Here is a 20,146-nt window from a genome sequence, read left to right as displayed (position 1 = left end):
GGATTCAGGAGCAGTGGTTTATGACGCAGGGAAATAAAGCGCAAGGCAAGTTGTCCGGTAAAACCATGATCGTTGTGGGCGGTGCCAGAGGCATCGGCTCCGCGATTGTTGAAGTACTGGCCAAAGAAGATGTTCATGTCTACATCTTTGATACCGACCGGACACCCAATGCAATCAACCACTATCAAACTCAGGAGGTCAGTGGTTATCAGGCGGCTCGCACGCTGGCGGCGGATCTTGTGGAACAAGGGTTTTCGGTAAAGGCCGTTGCGGTCGACGCAACGTCTGAAGCCCAGGTCATAGAAGCCGTAGGTGGCGTTGTCCATGAGTCAGAGCACTTTTACGGCCTGGTCAACGCCATTGGCAGCAGCCATCTGATCAACACGGTTGAATCATCGCTGAGCGAGTTTGACGCGATCGTGCAAACCAACCTTACAGCACCTTACTTGACGTCGCGTGAGGCTGCCCGCGCACTGATCCAGAGAGGCAAGGGCGGCGCGATCCTGAACATCAGCTCCATTGCCGCAAAAGTCGCCTTTCCTGGAATATCTTCCTACTGCGCCGCGAAAGCCGGGTTGCAGGGCTTCTCTGGCGCCTTGGCGCTGGAGTTGGCCACTCACAATATCCGGGTCAACTGCGTTTGCCCCGGCATCGTCAAAACCAATATGTGGAAGTACCTGGAGAACCGCCTCATCGAGCCCAACGAGTCGCTGGATGACTTGTGGGCTCGCATGGAGGGCCTGATCCCGCTGGGTCGTACACAGATCCCGGAAAACATTGCCCGGTTCTGTCTGGCGGTGCTTGAGAACGAAGACATCACGGCTCAATCCCTGTCGGTCGATGGCGGAATGAACCTGTATGGATGACACCGTTGGCACTACACCTCTTTTGCGCGAAGACCCGAACACCTTACTGAGGATCAGTGATCGTGTGTTCGGTGCCGAGCATTGCGCGCAGCTGCGTTATGTTGCACCGGTTCTGAAACTGCGAAGCGAACCCGGTAGCGATTCGTTCAATATTCCAGGGCTTCATACGGTGGACAGCTTGGGCACTTTGCTCACATCCGTGACGGGAGAGTTTGCCCTTGGTGCTGACATCAAGTTATTCAGCCTGGCCAAGTTTGATGCTGCAGGGCTCTTTCTTCACGTCGGGCTGCACAAGCTGAAGTTCGGTGTTGAAGAGTACGGCAGCAACAAGAAGATCGTATCGGTGCATTCATCGCCCTATAGCGATGAAGTCAATGGCATCGAGGTAAACGATGAGCCTGTGCGGCTGTTCATTTCGCGAAGTGGGGATGTGTTCTCGTGCTATCTGAGTGGCTCTGAGGGTGCCGTGGTTTTTCATCGGGCGTTCTATGTGAGCAACTGCCCGGATGAAGTGCGCGTCGGGTTTAGTGTGCAGTCGCCCTTTTCCGAGGGAGCGGTCGGGGAGTTTTCCCGGATTGAAATATCCTCACAATCCATGGGACTCATCAGAGAGTGAGCAGGTATGACGAGCAAAGACACCTGGTTGATAGTTTCTGATTTTGACGAGACGTTCATGCCGGTCTTGTCGTCTCGAGAGGCGGATGCCGGGATAGACAAACTGGAAAGCTGTTTGAATCAACTGAAACGCAAGCACCACCTGTTGTTTGGCTGGGCCACGGGAAACAGTCAAGCGGTGGTCCTGGACAAGATGAAGAGATACCCCGAGTTTCCCTGGGACTTTGCACTGACCAGTCTGGGAACCGAGTTGTACTGGAATCACCCGGACAGTGTTCTGGAGGATGAGGGTTGGCCGTTACAAGGCGCTGGAACCTTTCCAGAGCGGGTCATAAGGCTGAGCACCCTGTTCGAGCAAGAGGGTATTGAGTTGACGTTGCAGTCGGAGGCTTTCCAGCAAAAACGCATTCGGGGTTATTACTTGAATGCCGATGGCAATGAAGCGATCGCCATCGAGCAGATCCATAGACTCTGTTTGCAGGTTGGTCTTGAGGCCTCGATTACCTACGCCAGTGCCGCCGCCGGCGACCCTGAGAATGTCTACGATGTAGCCATCATGCACCCGGGGTGCGGAAAGAAGCAGGGGGTCGATTTCATTGTCAAGAAACATGAGATTTCCCCCGCCAGGGTCATCTCGTTCGGGGACAGTTGCAATGACATCGAGATGTTGAAGGCCTGTTCACATGGTTACCTGGTGGGCAACGCTTCGCATGAGGCCAGGCAGGCGTTTGATCGTGTTGTTGAGGGTTTCTATTGTCATGGCATCGTTGATGGTCTTCAACGGCATTTTTGAAATGGGATATGCATCTACATGGACAGTACAGTGCACACGGAGCATCACAGTGATAAACAGATATTTGATATCTACTTCGGGTTTATCAATACCTACACCTTGTTTTTTGCGGATGAAGTAAAACTGTTTGATCTGCTTGAAGGCAAAGCGCTGAGGCTGGGTGAAATCGGCTCGGCATTGGAACTGGCACCTCGAGCCGCACAGGCGCTTGTGGCTATGTGCACCAGTCAGGGGCTGCTTGAGAAGAGTGGGGAGTGCTATGGCCTGACGTCTTTGGCGCAAGCGTTTCTGACCCGAAAGTCGGAGACCTCGTTCAGTGGGGTTCTGCAATCCGCACGCTACAAAGAAGATGCGTTCTCTTACGCATTCTTCAAAGAGTCGATGCTCAGTGGAGAGTCCGGGTTGTTCGGTGAGACTGATCTGTTTGAGAACAATGCGCAGGACCAGTTACACAGCGAAATTTTCACCAAGGCGATGCACAGTAAAAGCAAAGGACCGGCTCGGGCCTGGTCGGGTCGGATTGATCTGTCCGGGTATAGCTGTCTTCTGGATGTAGGCGGTGGTTCGGGTGTTCACTCTATTTGTGCGCTGGAGAAATGGCCTGAACTGAATGCCGTGATCTTTGATCTTCCCTATGTGTGCGATATTGCCGATACCTACGTCGAGCAGTACCGGATGGCGGGGCGCATCACAACCCATAAAGGAGACATCTGGGCGTCTGAGTATCCAGCCGCCGATGTGCATCTTTACAGTGATATTTTTCATGATTGGCCGCTGGACAAGTGTCTGTTTCTGGCCAAAAAGAGTTTTGATGCACTGCCCAGCGGCGGCCGTATCATTCTTCATGAGATGTTTTTTAATAAAGAAAAGACCGGCCCACATAATGTCGCGGCTTATAACGCGAACATGTTGCTTTGGACCCAGGGTCAGCAATTGTCAGAGACCGAGATAAGGGAGCTGCTGACGATCGCCGGTTTTCGCGATATTACAGTTTCCCGCACGCAATACGGTGACTGGAGCCTGGCAACCGGAATCAAGTATTAAGGTTGCTGACAACCAATGCCCTAAGAGGGCGTTTTGATTGCACAGTGTGAACTCAAGGTCCGGCGCATTCGCCCCGGACTTCACTTGTGTCTTCTTGCGGGAGATTAAAGTGATCCCAGTACGTTACCGTATTCTTTGTATTTACTCCGGCATGCTGGCGTTGACCCAGTATGAATGGATGCGCTTTGCGCCTATCACGGATCAGGTGTCCACCCAGTACGGTATTACTTATGGGGAAGTCGGTTCATTGTCTTTGGCTGTGACGGCACTTGCATTACCGCTGGCACTTCCCAGCGGTGGCCTGATTGACCGGATATCGGTACAAACAGCCTTGCGTATCACAGCCATTGCCATGTTGTTGGCGGCCTTGATCCGGGTGTTACAACCCCATTATGAATACCTGCTTGCCGGCCAACTGTTGTTCGGGTTCGTTCAACCCTTGACCATGTCGCTGCTCGTCAAGTTGATGATCACCTGGTTTTCTGAAGATGAACATGTGCGGGTCACGACGCTGTTCAGTACGGTGATTTTCCTGGGTATAGGCTCCGCGTTCATGATTGTCCCGTTGACGGAGGAGGGGAACGTCAGCAGTTCGTTGTTGATTGACGTCGCGATCCTGGGGCTGATTGCGCTATTGACCTTCATTTATGTCCCGCGAGATGGCCCTCTTGTGCAAACAACGTCCGCCCCGACCAAGTCCGGCGGCCGTTTACTGGCGGAGGGTGTCGATTTATTGCGCACGGCTCCGTTCACGGCGGTTTTGCTGATGATTTTTTTAACCAACGGCTATTTCTCCGCCATTACGACATGGCTGGAGCCGATCCTGTTGCGTCAGGGGATCGATGCCCAGGTTTCAGGATTTATCGTTGTTCTGATGTTGGCCGGTGGTATCGCGGGTATGACGTTCATGCCTTTACTGGTGCGCAGCGGTGCAAGCGTGGGGGGCATTCTGTCCGGGGTTTCATTGTTGGCAGGGGGAGGCACGGTACTGCTTTTCACCTCGGGTTCCCCTTGGATATTGAGCCTAGCTGGGATCGTGATCGGTGCCGCGCTGTTATCTCCGCTGCCTCTTTTGCTGCAACTGATAGCCGACACTGCCGGACTCTCCAGGTCGGGGACGGCGACCTCAATTTTCTGGTTAGTCGGCAATATTGGCGCCACGATAATGATCGCGACGTTGGGGGTTATCGCCGACCACGGTGACTGGGGAATGGCAGCGGTATTGCTGTGTCTGGTTCTGGTCGTCCAGATAACGATTTCTCTCATGGGCTTTCGAATGGTCGGCGCTAGCACCACCTGACTTCATACGGTTCTGTGTACATATCCGTTGCTGCGGTCACGGCCGCTTAGGGTTTCGCTCTTACAGCGACTCACTTTGGAAAAACCGGAATGCCGGCCCAGCCCAAAGTAAGCAAAGGGCTCCTGCCCCCGCATCCAGCGCCTCGCCTAGGCTCGGCGTTCCCTCACTCCGGCATTGCTCCGGGGGCCCGCCGCCCCAGGCCATCCATGGCCTGGGGCGGCTAGCTCGGCATCCATGCCGAGCTGCCCCCTTACGCAATACCTGCGTTCGGCCTCCTGAAGGGGCAGGCAGATCAAAAGCCAGATCAAGAGCCAAAGCAAAGCCAAGCGCGTTTTACGCGCTGTCGTAGGAGCCGGCTTGCCGGCGAATTGGCCCGTAAGTCATACATTGCCCTTGCTGGCGCTTGCGCAATGCCTGCACTCGGCTTCCTGAAGAGGCAGGAAGATCAAAAGCCGGAGAAAACCCATGCGCGTTTTACGCACTTATTGAATTCAATGGCCTTCAGGGCTCCTGCCCAGTTCGCCACTGAATCACCTCCAGCACCGCGCAACCCTCCCGGGTGAGCAGATGCACCCCTCGGGTGACCCGCGTCAGGTCGCAGTCGGCAATGTTTTTCAGGTTAAGCGTGGACAGCGTGTCCATCAGATCCCGCACCACGGTGAAACGATGGGCCGCACTGCTGGCCAGATCGCTCAGGGAGGCTTGGGTGTCGAGGTAGAAAACGGCTTGGTTGGCGTCGTGGGTGTCGACGGCGGTAAAGCGCGAGAGTGGCTGGTCAATCATCGGTACAGCTCCTGTGCAGGGAGCAATCACCTGGGTTGCCGACGACGAAGAAAATGACCGCTGTGCGCCTATGATCACCGGAGAATCACCGCGCACAACCGTCATAACATCCTGTCGCGGGCACCGGAAAGGCGACTGCAAAGGTGTTGTGGACGCTGATGCTGCGTTGTAATTCGACCGGCCAAGGTCGTTCGCAAGTTTTGTTGCAGGGACGAACTATAGGAGCCGTGATAGGGCGCGGCAACCAGAATAGGTTGAGATGTTTGAGTGGGTGTGTCGAAACGTCAGAATGTGCTACGACATGTATGTAATTAAATAGTGAGATCAGGTCTGTTCTTGTAGGCAGTCCTGAAAGACAGCTTTCGATTGTGAGTTAAATTGACCGATGCAACACAAATAAACTCTTTGTAAGTCGAAGGAGTGTTCCAGATGAAGCCGAGGTCTCGGATTTATTACACCGAAAACCGGAAGAGCTGATGTAGGATCACTAGGGGGAACGCGATTTTTTCAGAAAATTTCCTCAACTACTTAAACGAAACCACTCCTCGATACAGCATACGTTGGTGGAAAATCCCCTGTGCGCCGTAGGATTAGATTGACATTGATCTTGGCTGAATACGAAGAGGTTTCACGTGCAGTGGTTACAGATAACTCGATCTGTTCCATAGCTGCGCGGTTAGTGCGGGAGTCCTCCACGATTAGTCGTGAGATCGGACGCAACAATCGTTACGGATGCTACCGGGATAATCGACCTGATTAGGTGATTTTTGATCGCGCGCATCGACCTGTGGTCTGCAAGTTTGTTGAACGCATGAATGACGCTACAGATTGTTGCAGGTTAGTGGTCGCGGGAACAAATTGTCGGTTGGCTGAAGCGTACATGCAAGTACGAGAAAATTATCAGGTGTAACACGAGATGATTAGCGCCCCTCCTCTTGATAGATTAGCGGGTCTATGAAGACGGAGTGACTAGAGCATTTAAACGGACATTGCCATACATTGCTCGGACCATCACAGGCAGAATAAATTAAGTCACGTTCGAATCTCAAACGCGGTATCGGTAGCAAATATCTAGCTGTGGCTAAAGATCGGGAGATGCCTGGTGAGTGCGAAGGTGACCTGCTGCACCATAGCAGATACAGCCAAATTACAATTCTTGTGGACTGAAGACTCGCTACGTGACGGTAGTGAAGGTAAGGATACTGAAACGGTCATCAGTTCCTGAATCGCCCCCACCCCTCCCGTAAGTAACCCCCGGGAACTCTACTAAGTCGCTGATGTATGGTTGTGGCAAAATGATAGTAGCCATAAGTACTTTGCGGTGGTGCCGACACAAAAGTGTACTTTTGTGATCCTCATCGTTCATTGCAACAGTGTGCAAATGAAAGTACCTATGGAGTGCTAAGGCAGTACTTACCTAAAGGAAGCGAACACTCAACGAAGTGACTAGGCCGTTAAATAGCTAAGAAGCGCTCGTTAAGTTTAGTCCTCAACCAGAAAAGGCTGTCTGCGCTTTTTTGTTTTTAGTTGTATAAAATAGTAAAGCTATTGCTTCCTTCAATCGGAGAAAATCATGTACATAAGCAGTATGGATTACAGGGTCATAATTTTAGAGAGCGCTTTCCACATAATATATACTGTAATGGCCCACAGCCCGATGTAATACCATATGCTTGAGCCGGTCCATCTTAGCCAAGACACAACGGCCTTGCAGCTCGTTAACTTTAGATATGCAAATTCTGGGGAGCGACGCTTGCTGGTCAAGAAAAAGTCGTCGTCAATTGGCGTATGATTTTCCGCGCATTGAACTTTGATTTCTTCATACTCCAATCTTAATGACTCTGCTTCATCCCAGTTCAGTGCTATATTTTGGTTCGTTTCGTACTTTGCAACGATATTTCCAATCTTGCTTTGAAGAGCGTTAAGACTCTCAGCATTTTTATGAAGTAGGTATGATTTTACTCCATTTGCCGAACCCCATTCCATCAAAGTGAATACCAGAATAAAAAGACCCATGCATATGGATAAGGCAGTTAGTAGGTTGTCTAGTCCAGGGGTGTTCTGTATTGAAGTGGAGTATATTCTCTGGATTACAGCGATGATGATGCTTATTGCAGAGAATAAAGCTAAGCTTATTGTTGAAAATAACTCACGTATTTTCAGACGACGCGAAGCGTTGTACCTGGCTCCAGATGTTCTCCAAACAGTGGTTTGTAATTTTTTAAGATGGTTTAGCATTGTTTTTCCAAAATAGGGTGTGCGTGGCGCCTGAGTGATCAGTCAGATTCTCTTCCCGGGCAGCTAACGAGTAGCCCTCGAGAAGGTTTAACACTAGGTGTCAGGCCCTGCTTTCGCTAGGTATGGGGCACTTCCGCTCATTACTAAGGACTGGTAATGAGGTACTGCTTGCGCAGTAGGCACCACTCACAGAGCGGCACTATACTCGCATTATGAGTAAATTTCACCCTCATCTGAGTGCATCGCAGCGAGAATGGCCTTGAGGTATTCATCATATATTTCATCGATCTGCTTGTCCGTGAGTTGAATGCTTGGGTCTATTCTACCTCTGGCTGCCAAGAATTGTATTTTTTGAACCGAGGTAGTGATTTCATCATAATTTCTAACGTACCCACCTGTAGGGTTAAACTTCATTTCATAGTAAGCTCTGCTTAGTTTTTTGACAGCGGTAGGTGCTTGTTCTCCTATCTCACTCATACGGTTGAGCATTCCATAGATAGCGTTGTCCATTTTATATAATAAAGATAAATCAGTTATCTGATTAAAGTATGCAACCCAGCCATAGCGTTTTTTTCCACTGATGGCGCCTGTGATTTTTTCATTGAGTTCCATAAAAAAAATTTCAATCAAACGTTCTTTGGTAAGGTATTTTTGTCGCTCCAATCGCTTCGCTTTGTTGTGTTTGTATTCAGTGAGTTTTTCAGCAATTGATTGTAAAAAGCGCTCTATGGTCGAATCCCTGACGGTAATCTCAGGCCAAGAAAACGTGTAGCCTAGATAAGAGAATGTAGTTGAAAGTGGCTCAATCTGAGTCTTTCCGGACGTAAGGTTGTGCAGTGAAAGTCCCCGTCTGCTCAGACGGCTTCTAAGTGATTTGTATGCTTTTTTAACAGGTTCCTCTCTGCCATATATCAATACATCATCTACGTATCTGAAGTAGGTTATATCAGGGGAGTGTTTGAATGCATCATCAACGACTTGCATGTAGATAGACGCAAGAATGTTCGAGATCGAAAGTCCCTGAGGAACACCTGTTGATTGTTGGAATTTGGAACGATGAATTCTTTTTGTGTTTTTAGGTATTGTTGGTGTTTTTAAAGCATGTGAAATTAATCTCAATGCGTGAATACATTTTACTTTTTTGGCGATTTCTTTATTGAGCCTTTCAGGCTCAATAGAGTCATAAAATGTTTTTATATCCGTGCTGCATACCCAGGTGCAAGAGGGGTCTAAATTCTTTATGTTTTCTGAGATCTGCCGAACATAAGTGCTTGCGATATTTTTTGGTACACGCTCCGGAAAAATGACTGCGAGATATTTTTGCAATTGATGAAGTACTACTCTGTCTCTAATGATCGGGACACCAATAACTCTCGGATGCTTTCCGCGCCCCTTGAGTTTAAGTTTTTCTAAAAAGGGAGCGAAGCAAAAAGATCCACTTAGACACTTGTTTGATGCTGTTGTTAATTCGGAAGTTGAGCGGCTTGCAAACTGGAATCCATTTACTCGGTCAATACCTTTTGCTGTGTTATTTAGAAAGCGCTCGTTGAATACTGCTTGGAGGCTGGCAGCGGAAAACATATATTCAAATAGGCTGGTGCTGTCTATTTCTTGATCTTCACATATGATTTCATCCCATATTTTTTTCATTATCAATCCTTTGTTTTTTAAACGATTTTATTTTTGATCATGTGTTTAAATATAATTTGACTAACATTTTATTTGAACATGAATTTTCAGCAATTGACCCAGGGCTACCTGAAGTGAGTGGCGATGCATGAAGCAAAGGTTAAAAGGCCTCAGGGAAATTTTTCGGTAAAAACGAGCCATGTGATTTCACTAAAATTAACTAAGATTTGACCATGTACAGTCAGTGCTGGGTTAATATCTACTTTTAACTCATTGCATTTGCAAAAAAATCGAAGTTAACTGACGAGGCTCATGTTTTTACGAAAATTATTCGTTTCGAGTGTCTCGAACGATATAGTTGTCTCAGTATTTTTATCCAGTTAGCGTTATCTACTAGGATTTCCTTTGTTAGATTTCCACTAAAATCTAATAAACTGTCCGTCGCTACTTTCTTGCAGGTTCGAATCATAAAAGCACTATCGATAGATAATAGTATCTTAAAGGCCTAATAAAGAGTCGAGTTTTTGCAGTCTGCTTTCATGTTTGGATTTTATTTTTTTAAAGCCTGTGTAGGCTGCCTGTAAATACTTTATTGAAAAATTGCCCTCCCAATATAGAAGCTCGCTAAAAACCGGATGTTTGTAACTGAGTTTTTTGGAGGGTATCCGAATTGTTTTACTTGCATCGCCATGACTCTCGATTAGCTTCGCCTCTCGCTCATCAAAAATATCTTTGTGCGGATAAATATATCCTCCAGTTGTCCTAGCCACAATCGAGACTAGATCAAAAACTCCTGCATTCGTTTCTTTAGAACTGGCTGTAATTTCAGAGGGCTCAATGTTTAAAGATGTAAATTGCTTTTTAAAAGCTCTTGCGGCATGAGTTACCCCTACTTCTCTGTTAACGCCAAGTTCTTTAAAAAGCTCTGTCAATTGAGGGATAAACAAGACTCTTTCCACTAGGTCAGGATTTAGCTCATAAAGCAGCTGAATTACATTGTCAGAGTTCATGTTCCTCCAGTAACGTTCTATTAATCTATCTTGAATGTCTGGAGTTGCCGAAGATATATGAAGTGCTACGAAATATTCTTGAAAGGATCTATGAGAGAAGGCTATCTCCAAGCCTTCTTCGGTCAACAAACATGCGGCGCTTAACAAATCGTCAAGATAATGCTCGGAGGAAAAATCTAGGGTCAAAGATTGTCTACTCTTTTCTATATAGTTCAGGCATGCCGTCCTAGGCATCTTAAATTGTCGTCGATCATATGTTTGCAGTGAAAAAACTGAAAACACCCGAGAGAAGTCTTGGATGTCGAGCGTCGTAAGTCTAGCCCTGCTAAATCCACCTTTATATGCGTCGTGTCTCAAAAATAGCGCTTCGAATGCCTGGTTGTAAAAAATACTAAGTTTAGAAGGTATTTCTGAATTTTCGCCGTACGTCAATAACATTATAGATAGTAGCAGTGGGTTCGAGAGGAACGATGTATGGCTATGAAAAAGTTTGGCGTGAAGCTCCTTTTGAAACTTTGATTTTATCTCCTCATCAAAAGGAAGTTTTTCAACTAGTTGAGAGGCGGTTTGTAATGTAAGCGGCCGAACTCGAAAATTTGAATACTCTTCAAGACCATTAAAGGCTTCATCTGGGCGAGAAGAAATTATTATAGGACAATCAGGATGTTTTTTTGAGAGCGACTTAATTTCCTTAAGTAGCTTTTTGCGATGCACATGACTGATCTCATCATATCCATCCAAAAAAAAGCAAAAGTGACCAGCTTTTTTAGCTTTATCGATATAATTTCCGGTAACCTGAAATCCAAAATCAGATAAAAGTTCTGCGATAAAAACATCGAGTGTGGATTCGGAGCTATTTAGATCCCTTAGTTCTATCATAATTGGAACATATGCTCCGCTTGCAATGCAGTCGAGAAACAAATGTTTAAGAAGTACTGATTTTCCACTGCCTCCGGATCCGGAAATTATAATTCTATTAGAGTTTGCTATGCACTTACTGATGTTTGGGTCGATAATGGATTGTGAGTTGCAAGAGATCCCTATCGGAACGTAATAGCTATAGAGATTTGTGGGTTCATTTCGAATGAAAAACGATTTGGATTTAGAGTACTTTTCTGATGTTTTTGAAAGGTAGTCTGAGTATGCGGTTTTTAGTGTTACTTGTATGGTTTCATCAGCAGCGTTGTACGCCCTTTTCCCAATCGACCAGATTTTCTCAAAGTTTTTGGCAACAAAACTGGTTATTACTGTGCTCGTGACCACCATCTTCACACGCTCCCTTTGTGACATATTTTGAAGCTAAAATATTGCTCAAATTCATGGCTAAATGCCACTGAATTCAAGTTGATCGTCTCAGCTTTTGTAGACCCCTCGAAGGGGAGCTTCTGGTTGCCAGCAGCCTGCTATGTCGCATTTGCCAAAGCAACGTATATGCCTTTAAAACTAAATAGGTGCCACAAAATGTAAGTTCCCTACCTCAATGCACAATCTGCGCAAGAAACGCCTTAGCCCTCGGGCTCTTGGGCGCCCCAAAAAACTCCTCCGGCGGCGCGTCTTCAACGATGCGCCCCCCATCAAGAAACAGCACGCGTTCGGCAACCTGCCGCGCAAACCCCATCTCATGAGTCACGCAAAGCATGGTCATCCCACTCCCGGCGAGCTTCACCATCACATCCAACACCTCACTCACCATCTCCGGGTCCAGCGCCGAAGTCGGTTCATCAAACAACATGATCTTCGGCTCCATGCACAACGCCCGGGCAATCGCCACGCGCTGTTGCTGCCCACCTGAAAGCTGGCTCGGGTACTTATCCGCCTGATTCTCAATCCCCACCTTGGCCAGAAACCCCCGCGCCAACTCTTCAGCCTTTTTCCGCGACAACCCGCGCACGGTCATCGGTGCCAGGGTGCAGTTGTCCAGCACGCTCATGTGCGGGAACAGGTTGAAGTGCTGAAACACCATGCCCACCTGGCTACGCACCTGGGCGGCTTCGCGGGTGTTTTGCGAGAGGTCGGTGCGGTCCACCAGGATCCGGCCTTTTTCGGCGATTTCCAGGCGGTTGATGCAGCGGATCAGGGTGGATTTGCCGGAGCCGGAAGGCCCGCACAGCACGATGCGTTCGCCCTGGCGCACTTTGAGGTCGATGTCGTGCAGTACATGAAAGGCGCCGTAGAACTTGTTCAGCCCGGCAATATCGATCACCACTTCACGCGGATCGGCAATGGGCTGGGCGAGCGCTTGGGAGGCGGCGGAAAGCGGGGCGGTCTGGGTCTGCATGGCGGTTCTCCGTCGGTCAGTTGAAGCGCTCGGCGCGGTAGGGGGTGGGGTCGGTAAACGGGGTTTCGCCGGTGACCAGCTGTGCCAGCAGATGGCCGCTCACCGGGCCCAGGGTCAGGCCGTGGTGGGCGTGGCCGAAGTTGAACCACAGGCCGGGGTGGCGCGGGGCGGGGCCGATCACCGGGCACATGTCCGGCAGGCACGGGCGGCGGCCCAGCCAGGGTTCGGCGTCGAGGCGTTCGCCCAGGGGGTAGAAGCGGCGGGCCAGGGCTTCGCAGCGGCGCAGTTGGATTTCGTTGATCGGGTCGTCGCAGTCAGCGAATTCGATGCCGGTGGTCAGGCGGATGCCGCCGACCATCGGTGCCAGGACGTAGCCGCCCACCGGGTCGAGGATCGGGTGCTGCAAGCGGGTGCCGGGCAGGGCGGCGTAGTGCATGTGGTAGCCGCGCTTGATCGCCAGGGGAATGCGGTAGCCCAGGGGTTCGAAGAGGCCGCTGGCTTGCGGGCCCAGCGCCACCACCACTTCCTGGGCGGTGATGGGGCCGAGTTCGCTGTGCACCTGCCAGCCGCCTTCGACCTGGGTCAGGCTCAGGGCGTCGCCGATGACGAATTGGCCGCCGCGTTGCTTGAACAGTTCGGCGTAGCCGCGGGTCAGGCCGCCGGGGTCGCTGACGGTCTTGGGGTCGAGCCAGTGCAGGCCGCCGACTACGTCTTGGTGCAGGCCGGGTTCCAGGGCCAGCAGTGCAGTGCGGTCCAGTACCCGGTAGTTGAGCTGGTAGTCGCGCAGGTCGGCGGCGGCGCGCTGGGCGAAGTCGAAGGCCTGTGGGTCGTTGAAGGCTTCGAGCCAGCCGCCGTCGGCGATCAGCTGCAGCATGTTGGCCGGGCGGGCCAGGGCCAGGTGTTCGCTCACGCAGCGTTCGATCAGCGGCAGCATGGCGCGGGTGGCGGCGGCCAGGCCTTTGGCCGAGGAGTGGCGCCAGTATTGCAGCAGCCAGGGGCCGGCCTTGGGCAGGTGGCGCAGGCTGTAGCGCACGTCCGATTGCTGGTTGAGGCCGTAGCGCACCAGCTTGGTCACTTCCCGGGGGAAGGCGTAGGGAATCACGCTGGCGCGTTCGATCAGCCCGGCGTTGCCGTGGCTGGTGCCGTTGCCCGGGGGCTGGCGGTCCAGCAGCACTACTTGGCGGCCGCGGGCCTGCAGGTGCAGGGCGCTGCTGACGCCGACGATTCCGGCGCCCAGGACGAGGGTTTGGCAATGCATGTTTCAGTCCTTATGACAGGGGCCGCGCGGCGGCCCGCTCAAGGGTTCAGTTCAGGTGCCGGCCCAGGCGGCCTTCCAGGTATTTGAGGCTGCGCCGCACCACTTCGACGATCAGCAGGTACAGCACCGCAGCCCACAGGTAGATCTGGAAATCGAAGCTGCGGGAGAAGGCCAGCTTGGTCACCCCCATCAGGTCGTAGATGGTCACCAGGGAGGCGATGGCGCTGGCCTTGATCATCAAAATCAGCTCGTTGCCCAGCGGCCCGATGGCGATCAGCAGCGACTGCGGCAGTATCACTTTGCGAAACGCGGTCCAGCGCGACAGGCTCAGGGCCTTGCAGGCTTCGCGCTGGCCCTGGGCCACAGCCAGCAGGCTGCCGCGCAGGATCTCCGCCTGGTAGGCGGCGGTGTTCAGGGTGAAGGCCAGCAGGGTGCAGAACCACGCGTCGCGGAAGAACCACCACAGGCCCACGTCCTGCCAGAAGCCTTTGAACGAACCCAGGCCGTAATACAGCATGAACAGCTGGGCCAGCAGCGGCGAGCCACGGAAGAAGTACACATAAGCCCCGGTAAAGCGCCGCAGGAACTGATTGCTGGAAAGCCGCCCGAGGGCTATCAGCAGGCCGAGCACGGCGCCCAGGCTGAAGGAAATCGCCACCAGCTTGGCGGTCACCAGCAGGCCGTCGATAAAGCGCGGGCCGTAGCGTTCCAGCAGTTCCTGGTTAAGGAACAGGTTCAGCAGGTCATCCAGGCTCATGGTTGCAGGCTCCGTTGCGCACGGTTGAAGCGCCGTTCAAGAAAGCTGAACAGGTGCCCCGACAGCGCCGAGAAGAACAGGTAGCCAAAGCAGGCCACGCTGTAGAACAGCATCGGTTCCTTGGTCACGCTGACCGCGAGGTTGGTCTGGCGCATCAGGTCCACCAGGGAAATGGTCGACACCAGCGAGGTGTCCTTGAGCAGCGACAGCCAGTTGTTGGAAAGCCCCGGCAGGGCGATGCGCGTCAGTTGCGGCAGCAGCACCCGGTTGAAGGTGGTGCGCCGCGACAGGCTCAGGGCGCGGGCGGCTTCGTACTGGCCCTTGGGCAGGGTCTTGAACGCGGCCAGCCAGATCTCGCTGGAGAAGGCGGCGAACACCAGGCTGAAGGCGATCATCGCGGCGACGAAGGTGTTGATCGCCACTTCACCGGGGTAGCCCAGGGCGCCGAGGATTTTCTGCGCGGCAATCTGGCAGCCGTAGTAGATGATCAGCAGGGTCAACAGCTCCGGCAGGCCGCGAAACACCGTGGAAAAGGTCGTGGCCCAGGCCCGCGCCCAGCGGTTTTTCGAGCGCGCGGCCAGGGCTACGGCCAGCCCCAGGGGCAGGCCGATGGGCACGCAGGCCAGCGCCAGGGCGATGGTCACCAGGGCCCCGGCGAGCAAGGCTGAGCCCCAGCCGCCGCTGGCAAAGGACAGGAGTGACAGCTGTTCGAACATGCGCGAACCCTCAGGAAAATTGAACCGTGCAGGGCGCCGCCGCGCTCAAGGGAACGCGGGGCAAGGGCAGCGGCTAAGGCGGGCGGTCAGTAGATGTCGAAGGCGAAGTAGCGGCTGGAGATCTGCTTGTAGGTGCCGTCGGCAACGATCTCGTCCAGGGCCTTGTTCAGGCGCTCGCGCAGGGCGTTGTCTTCCTTGCGCACGGCGATCGAGGCGTCGGCGGTGGTGCCGTTGACGTCGCCGATGATCTTGCAGCAGTCCTTGCCGGCGCTTTCAGCCCAGGCCAGCAGCGGGAACTTGTCGGCAATCACCCCGTCCACCCGCCCGGCGGCCAGGTCGCTGTTGGCTTCGTCCAGGGTCGGGTAGAACTTCACGTCGGCGCCGGCCGGGCCGTAGTGGTCCTCGGCGTAGATGGCTTGGGTCGAGGAGGCCTGGGCGCCCACGGTACGGCCCTTGAAGTTGGTCTGGGCGTCGGTGATGTCCGAGTCCTTGGCCACGGCCACCGACAGCGGGGTGCGGTAGTAGTGGTTGCTGAAGGCGATCTTCTTCTTGCGTTCGTCGGTGGCGATCATCGAGGCCACCACGGCGTCGTATTTCTTCGCCAGCAGCGCCGGGATGATGCCTTCCCAGTCCTGGGCGACGATCTGGCATTCGACCTGCATCTGCTTGCACAGGGCGTTGGCGATGTCCACGTCAAAGCCGTGCAGCTGGTTGTTGGAGTCCACGTAGTTGAAGGGCGGGTAGGCGCCTTCGGTGGCGATCTTCAGGGTTTCGGCCTGGGCCGTGGAGGCGGCGATGACCAGGGCGCAAGCGCCGGCGAAGCGGAGGACGTTGTTCATGGAGCACCTCGGTTATTTATTGTTTTGGTCGGGCGGACGATGTGTAGCCAACAAACTCGTTATGCAGGGCAGCGGTGGCTTCCAGGCGTTTTTCCACCTCGGGTCCCAGGTGCTTGCACACCTCGTTGACCAACAGGTGCACCAGCGACAGCATGGCCGCGGTGGACTCCCAGAACAGGTTGAATTCGGTGGGCACGCGGAACACCTCGTCGGCGTTCTGCTCGGCCCAGTCGCAGAAGGTGTCGGTGACCAGGGTCACCGGAATGCCGGCCTCGCGGGCCTTGTGGCACAGGGTCAGGGCGTGGCGCGAATAGCGCCGGGCCTCAAACACCACCAGGGCGCAGTCCTCGGCGGGGCTCAGCAGTACGTCGGCGAAATGCCCGGCGGCGCCGTCCACCAGGTGCACGCCGTCACGCAGGTATTGCAGCAGGTGGACCATGGAGGCGGCGATGCCGCGCTCGGTCTGGAACCCCGCCACGTACACTCGGCGCCGGCTGGCCAGGCGCTGGACCACGGTCTGCCAGGCCGGGGTCAGGCTGTATTCGTAGACCTTGACCAGCGCCGCCACTTCCAGCTCGAAGCTGCGCGGCAGGCCCTGGGCCGCCGGGTTGGGCTGCTGGCGAAATTCCTGCAGGCGGTCGCCCACCAGCCACGGGCCTTCGCCGAGGTCGTTCTTCAGGTCGTTTTTCAGATCCTTGAAATGGCTGTAGCCGATGGCGCGGCAGAAGCGGCCGACGCTGGATTCGCTGACGCCGAGTTTTTCGGCGATGTCGGCGGCGGTCTGGAAGGGCAGCTCGTAGAGGTTGGCCAGCATGTAGCTGGCAATCGCCCGGCCCGACGCGGTGGCGCTGGACAAGCTGCTTTCAAGGCGTTGTTTGATGGGTTGGCTCATGGTTGTTTTCATTCTTGTGGGCCGTTGGTAATGGAAAATGAATGTTTTCTGTCATGAAGTCAATATTTGACAGTTAACTGGCGTGACGCGATAGTCAGGCACCTTCCAATAACAATTCCAATGGAGCCACCATGTCCCACGCGACCCCGGCGCAGGCTGATGTCGAGTACCTCGACCTGCCGGCCTTGACCGACTTGCTGCAACGCATTTTTCTTCGCCACGGCACCTCTGCCGAGGTGGCCCGGGTGCTGGCCGACAACTGCGCCCGCGCCGAGCGCGACGGCTCCCACAGCCACGGGGTGTTCCGCATTCCCGGTTACCTGTCGTCCCTGGCCAGTGGCTGGGTGAATGGGCAGGCGCTGCCGCAAGTGGAGGATGTGGCCCCCGGCGTGGTGGCGGTGGACGCCGCCGGCGGCTTTGCCCAGCCGGCCCTGGCGGCGGCCCGCGAGCTGCTGCTGAGCAAGGCCCGCAGCGCCGGGATCGCGGTGTTGGCGATTCGCAATTCCCATCACTTCGCCGCCCTGTGGCCGGATGTCGAGCCCTTCGCCGAAGAAGGCCTGGTGGCCCTGAGCCTGGTCAACAGCATGACCTGCGTGGTGCCCCACGGCGCCCAGCGGCCGCTGTTCGGCACCAACCCGATTGCCTTCGCCGCCCCCCGCGAGGGCGCCGAGCCCATCGTCTTCGACCTGGCCACCAGCGCCATCGCCCACGGCGATGTGCAGATCGCCAAGCGCCAGGGCCAGCAGTTGCCACCGGGCATGGGGGTGGACCGCGACGGCCAGCCCACTTGCGATCCGGCACAGATTCTCGACGGCGGCGCCTTGCTGCCCTTTGGCGGGCACAAGGGCTCGGCACTGTCGATGATGGTGGAGCTGCTGGCGGCGGCGCTGACCGGCGGCAACTTCTCCTTCGAGTTCGACTGGTCGCAACACCCGGGGGCGCAAACGCCCTGGACCGGGCAACTGCTGATCGTCATCGACCCCAGCCACCTGGGTGGCGGGCGTTTTGCCCAGCGCAGCGGCGAGCTGGTGCGGCAGATGCAGGCCGTGGGCCTGGAGCGCATGCCCGGCGACCGGCGCTACCGCACCCGGGCCAAATCGCTGCAAGAGGGCATTCCCCTGGCCGTTGCCGAACTGGCGCGACTGCGCGCTTTGGCGGCCGAGGCTTAAGGCCTTATCCCTTGGCACCGGGGTCGATAAACCCTTGGTGCTACTCCCGGTAGTGGGCCCGGTAGCGGGCCGGTCGTGGATCGGATTTGCCGCTCCCTGCCAGCCCCTCCAAAGCACCGTGAACTTGCCCCCAAGGCAGCCTATGGGCGGCCTTGGCGCGTTTCGATAATCGCCTCCGACATTTCGTCCCCCGTTTGCGGAGCGCGCCATGCATAACAATAAGAACTGCCAGTACCCTCTGATTCCGGCCCTGCTCGTCGGCCTGTCGACCCTTGGCCTGGGCACTGTCGCCGAAGCCGAGATCATGCTGTACGACAAGGACCAGACGACCTTTTCCACCGACGGCTACATCAACGCCTTCTACGTCAACAGCAAGGTCGACCGCGCCGGCGACCAGTACGACCGCCGGCAGGCGCGGGTGAAGATGGGCTTTCTGCCCAACTACCTGGGCTTCAACATGGGCAAGCAGGTGGACGACCTCAAGCTCGGCGCCCGGGCCTCGTTCTGGGTGACCATCAACGACAGCGAAACCAACGGCACCGACACCGCCATCGACGTGCGCCAGTTCTACGGCACCGTGGCCAACCCGGAGTGGGGCGAGGTGCTGATCGGCAAGGACTTCGGCCTGTTCGCCCGTTCCAACATCCTGCTCGATGAAATGCTCGCCGGGTACGGCCAGGTCAGCGACAGCCTGGGGCTGGTGGACGGTGGCGGGGTGTCGTTCGGCAACATCGGCAGCGGTTATCCCTATCCCTTTCCCTCGTCGCAGATCACTTACCGCAGCCCGGTGATGGACGGCCTGCGGGTGGCGGTGGGCATCCTCGACCCGGTGGACACCAACGACAGCAGCGCCCTGGGCAAGGCCTACCAGAAGAACCCGCGCACCGAGAGCGAGATCACCTACCAGTTCGACCTGGGCGGGGCCAAGTTCTACAGCTGGCTCAACGGCAGCTACCAGACCTCCGACAACACCGACCCCAACGTGCAATCGGTGACCTCCAAGGGCCTGGGCTATGGCCTGCAGGCGAAGATGGGCGGCCTGTCGCTGACCGGTTCCGGGTTCCAGGCCAAGGGCATCAACCCGTTCTTCACCAACAATGCCGGCGAGGCCACCCTGCGCAATGTCGACAGCAAGGGCTACCTGCTGCAGGGCTCGTACAAGGTGGGCAAGAACCGCCTGGCGCTGTCCTACGGCAAGACAAAGGACGATGGCAACGGCGTGGTCGGTAGCGGCGCCGACTACCAGACCCGGGGCGTGGCGCTGTTCCACGACATCAACGACAACCTCAAGCTGGTGGCCGAGTACAACCAGTTCGAGATCGACGGCCACCACACCAATGCACAGAACGAAAACACCGACACCTTCGCCGTGGGCGCGGTGCTGACCTGGTAACCCCAGCGCCGGCCCTGGCGTGCGCATCGCGCCCGGGCCGGCCTCCCGCCTATCCCCTGTATTGACGCCTTCCCCTGTAGGAGCCGGCTTGCCGGCGAAGAGGCCCTCAAGCCTTGCACCAGCCCGGCCGGCGCCTTCGCTGGCAAGCCAGCGCCTACGCAGGACGCGCCCCGCATTCCCCGCCTATTTTCCCCATTGGCACCTTCCCCGTAGGAGCCGGCTTGCCGGCGAAGCGGCCCGCCAGCCTTGCACCAGCCCGGATGACGCCTTCGCTGGCAAGCCAGCTCCTACGCAGGACGCGCCCCGCATTCCCCGCCTATTTTCCCCATTGGCACCTTCCCCGTAGGAGCCGGCTTGCCGGCGAAGAGGCCCGCCAGCCTTGCACCAGGCCGGATGACGCCTTCGCTGGCAAGCCAGCTCCTACGCAGGTGGCGCGCCTTATTCCCCGTCTGTTTTGCGCATTGGCGCCTTCCCCTGTAGGAGCCGGCTTGCCGGCGAAGCGGCCCGCCAGCCTTGCACCAGCCCGGCCGGCGCCTTCGCTGGCAAGCCAGCGCCTACGCCCATGG

The 20,146-nt window shown here is 55.1% G+C and carries 17 protein-coding genes; 7 read left to right on the top strand and 10 right to left on the bottom strand.

Features of this window, described 5'->3' with window-relative positions; all coding sequences use genetic code 11:
* Positions 1 to 20 precede the first annotated feature (20 nt).
* The 5 genes from KCG88_RS23655 to KCG88_RS23635 all read left to right on the top strand — a co-directional run bounded on the left by KCG88_RS23655 (position 21) and on the right by KCG88_RS23635 (position 4,618).
* Complete coding sequence (locus KCG88_RS23655) at positions 21 to 866, top strand: SDR family NAD(P)-dependent oxidoreductase (protein ID WP_210713222.1); 846 nt, start codon at positions 21 to 23, stop codon at positions 864 to 866.
* The gene (locus tag KCG88_RS23650; protein ID WP_210713221.1) at positions 859 to 1,482 is read left to right on the top strand and encodes a DUF1349 domain-containing protein; all 624 of its coding nucleotides are present in this window, start codon (positions 859 to 861) and stop codon (positions 1,480 to 1,482) included. Before KCG88_RS23655 ends, KCG88_RS23650 begins: the two co-directional genes overlap by 8 nt.
* A 6-nt stretch (positions 1,483 to 1,488) precedes the next feature.
* Positions 1,489 to 2,274, top strand: a complete 786-nt coding sequence (locus KCG88_RS23645) for an HAD-IIB family hydrolase (RefSeq protein WP_047290270.1) — start codon at positions 1,489 to 1,491, stop codon at positions 2,272 to 2,274.
* A gap of 18 nt (positions 2,275 to 2,292) precedes the next feature.
* Entirely contained in the window at positions 2,293 to 3,318 is a 1,026-nt protein-coding gene (locus KCG88_RS23640) for a methyltransferase (protein WP_047336272.1), read from the top strand.
* A 109-nt stretch (positions 3,319 to 3,427) separates the two neighbouring features.
* On the top strand, positions 3,428 to 4,618 hold the full coding sequence (locus KCG88_RS23635) for an MFS transporter (RefSeq protein ID WP_283990159.1): 1,191 nt from the start codon (positions 3,428 to 3,430) through the stop codon (positions 4,616 to 4,618).
* A 501-nt stretch (positions 4,619 to 5,119) separates the two neighbouring features.
* On the opposite strand, the gene KCG88_RS23630 is transcribed toward KCG88_RS23635, so the two are convergent.
* The 10 genes from KCG88_RS23630 to KCG88_RS23585 all read right to left on the bottom strand — a co-directional run bounded on the left by KCG88_RS23630 (position 5,120) and on the right by KCG88_RS23585 (position 17,018).
* The gene (locus KCG88_RS23630) at positions 5,120 to 5,401 is read right to left on the bottom strand and encodes a hypothetical protein (RefSeq protein WP_210713220.1); all 282 of its coding nucleotides are present in this window, start codon (positions 5,399 to 5,401) and stop codon (positions 5,120 to 5,122) included.
* 1,593 nt (positions 5,402 to 6,994) lie between these two features.
* Positions 6,995 to 7,639, bottom strand: a complete 645-nt coding sequence (locus KCG88_RS23625; RefSeq protein WP_210713219.1) for an SLATT domain-containing protein — start codon at positions 7,637 to 7,639, stop codon at positions 6,995 to 6,997.
* 210 nt (positions 7,640 to 7,849) lie between these two features.
* Positions 7,850 to 9,289 (bottom strand): reverse transcriptase domain-containing protein, encoded by a 1,440-nt coding sequence (locus KCG88_RS23620; RefSeq protein ID WP_246882806.1) that lies wholly within the window; start codon positions 9,287 to 9,289, stop codon positions 7,850 to 7,852.
* Positions 9,290 to 9,765: 476 nt separating this feature from the next.
* Positions 9,766 to 11,544 carry an NACHT domain-containing protein gene (locus tag KCG88_RS23615; RefSeq protein ID WP_210713218.1) on the bottom strand — a complete coding sequence of 593 codons (1,779 nt, stop codon included), beginning with the start codon at positions 11,542 to 11,544 and terminating at the stop codon, positions 9,766 to 9,768.
* Positions 11,545 to 11,755: 211 nt separating this feature from the next.
* Positions 11,756 to 12,556 (bottom strand): amino acid ABC transporter ATP-binding protein, encoded by an 801-nt coding sequence (locus tag KCG88_RS23610; RefSeq protein ID WP_246882805.1) that lies wholly within the window; start codon positions 12,554 to 12,556, stop codon positions 11,756 to 11,758.
* Positions 12,557 to 12,572: 16 nt separating this feature from the next.
* Positions 12,573 to 13,814 carry an FAD-binding oxidoreductase gene (locus KCG88_RS23605; protein WP_210713217.1) on the bottom strand — a complete coding sequence of 414 codons (1,242 nt, stop codon included), beginning with the start codon at positions 13,812 to 13,814 and terminating at the stop codon, positions 12,573 to 12,575.
* Positions 13,815 to 13,860: 46 nt separating this feature from the next.
* Entirely contained in the window at positions 13,861 to 14,571 is a 711-nt protein-coding gene (locus KCG88_RS23600; protein WP_016962591.1) for an ABC transporter permease, read from the bottom strand.
* Positions 14,568 to 15,287 carry an ABC transporter permease subunit gene (locus KCG88_RS23595; protein WP_011060497.1) on the bottom strand — a complete coding sequence of 240 codons (720 nt, stop codon included), beginning with the start codon at positions 15,285 to 15,287 and terminating at the stop codon, positions 14,568 to 14,570. Before KCG88_RS23595 ends, KCG88_RS23600 begins: the two co-directional genes overlap by 4 nt.
* A gap of 86 nt (positions 15,288 to 15,373) precedes the next feature.
* On the bottom strand, positions 15,374 to 16,126 hold the full coding sequence (locus KCG88_RS23590) for a transporter substrate-binding domain-containing protein (protein WP_210713216.1): 753 nt from the start codon (positions 16,124 to 16,126) through the stop codon (positions 15,374 to 15,376).
* 16 nt (positions 16,127 to 16,142) lie between these two features.
* Positions 16,143 to 17,018: a MurR/RpiR family transcriptional regulator gene (locus KCG88_RS23585; protein ID WP_047285528.1), complete on the bottom strand. Its 876-nt coding sequence runs from the start codon at positions 17,016 to 17,018 to the stop codon at positions 16,143 to 16,145.
* 131 nt (positions 17,019 to 17,149) lie between these two features.
* Between KCG88_RS23585 and KCG88_RS23580 the strand changes: the two genes are divergently transcribed.
* Both KCG88_RS23580 and KCG88_RS23575 read left to right on the top strand, forming a co-directional pair.
* Positions 17,150 to 18,187: an Ldh family oxidoreductase gene (locus tag KCG88_RS23580; RefSeq protein WP_210713215.1), complete on the top strand. Its 1,038-nt coding sequence runs from the start codon at positions 17,150 to 17,152 to the stop codon at positions 18,185 to 18,187.
* A gap of 208 nt (positions 18,188 to 18,395) precedes the next feature.
* Positions 18,396 to 19,580 (top strand): porin, encoded by a 1,185-nt coding sequence (locus KCG88_RS23575; RefSeq protein WP_210713214.1) that lies wholly within the window; start codon positions 18,396 to 18,398, stop codon positions 19,578 to 19,580.
* The last annotated feature ends 566 nt before the right edge of the window (positions 19,581 to 20,146 follow it).

The sequence above is a fragment of the Pseudomonas sp. MWU349 genome (assembly GCF_017947325.1).
Lineage (GTDB): Bacteria > Pseudomonadota > Gammaproteobacteria > Pseudomonadales > Pseudomonadaceae > Aquipseudomonas > Aquipseudomonas protegens.
Note: the sequence above shows the minus strand (reverse complement) of the source record. Positions and strands in the feature narration are given on the sequence as shown.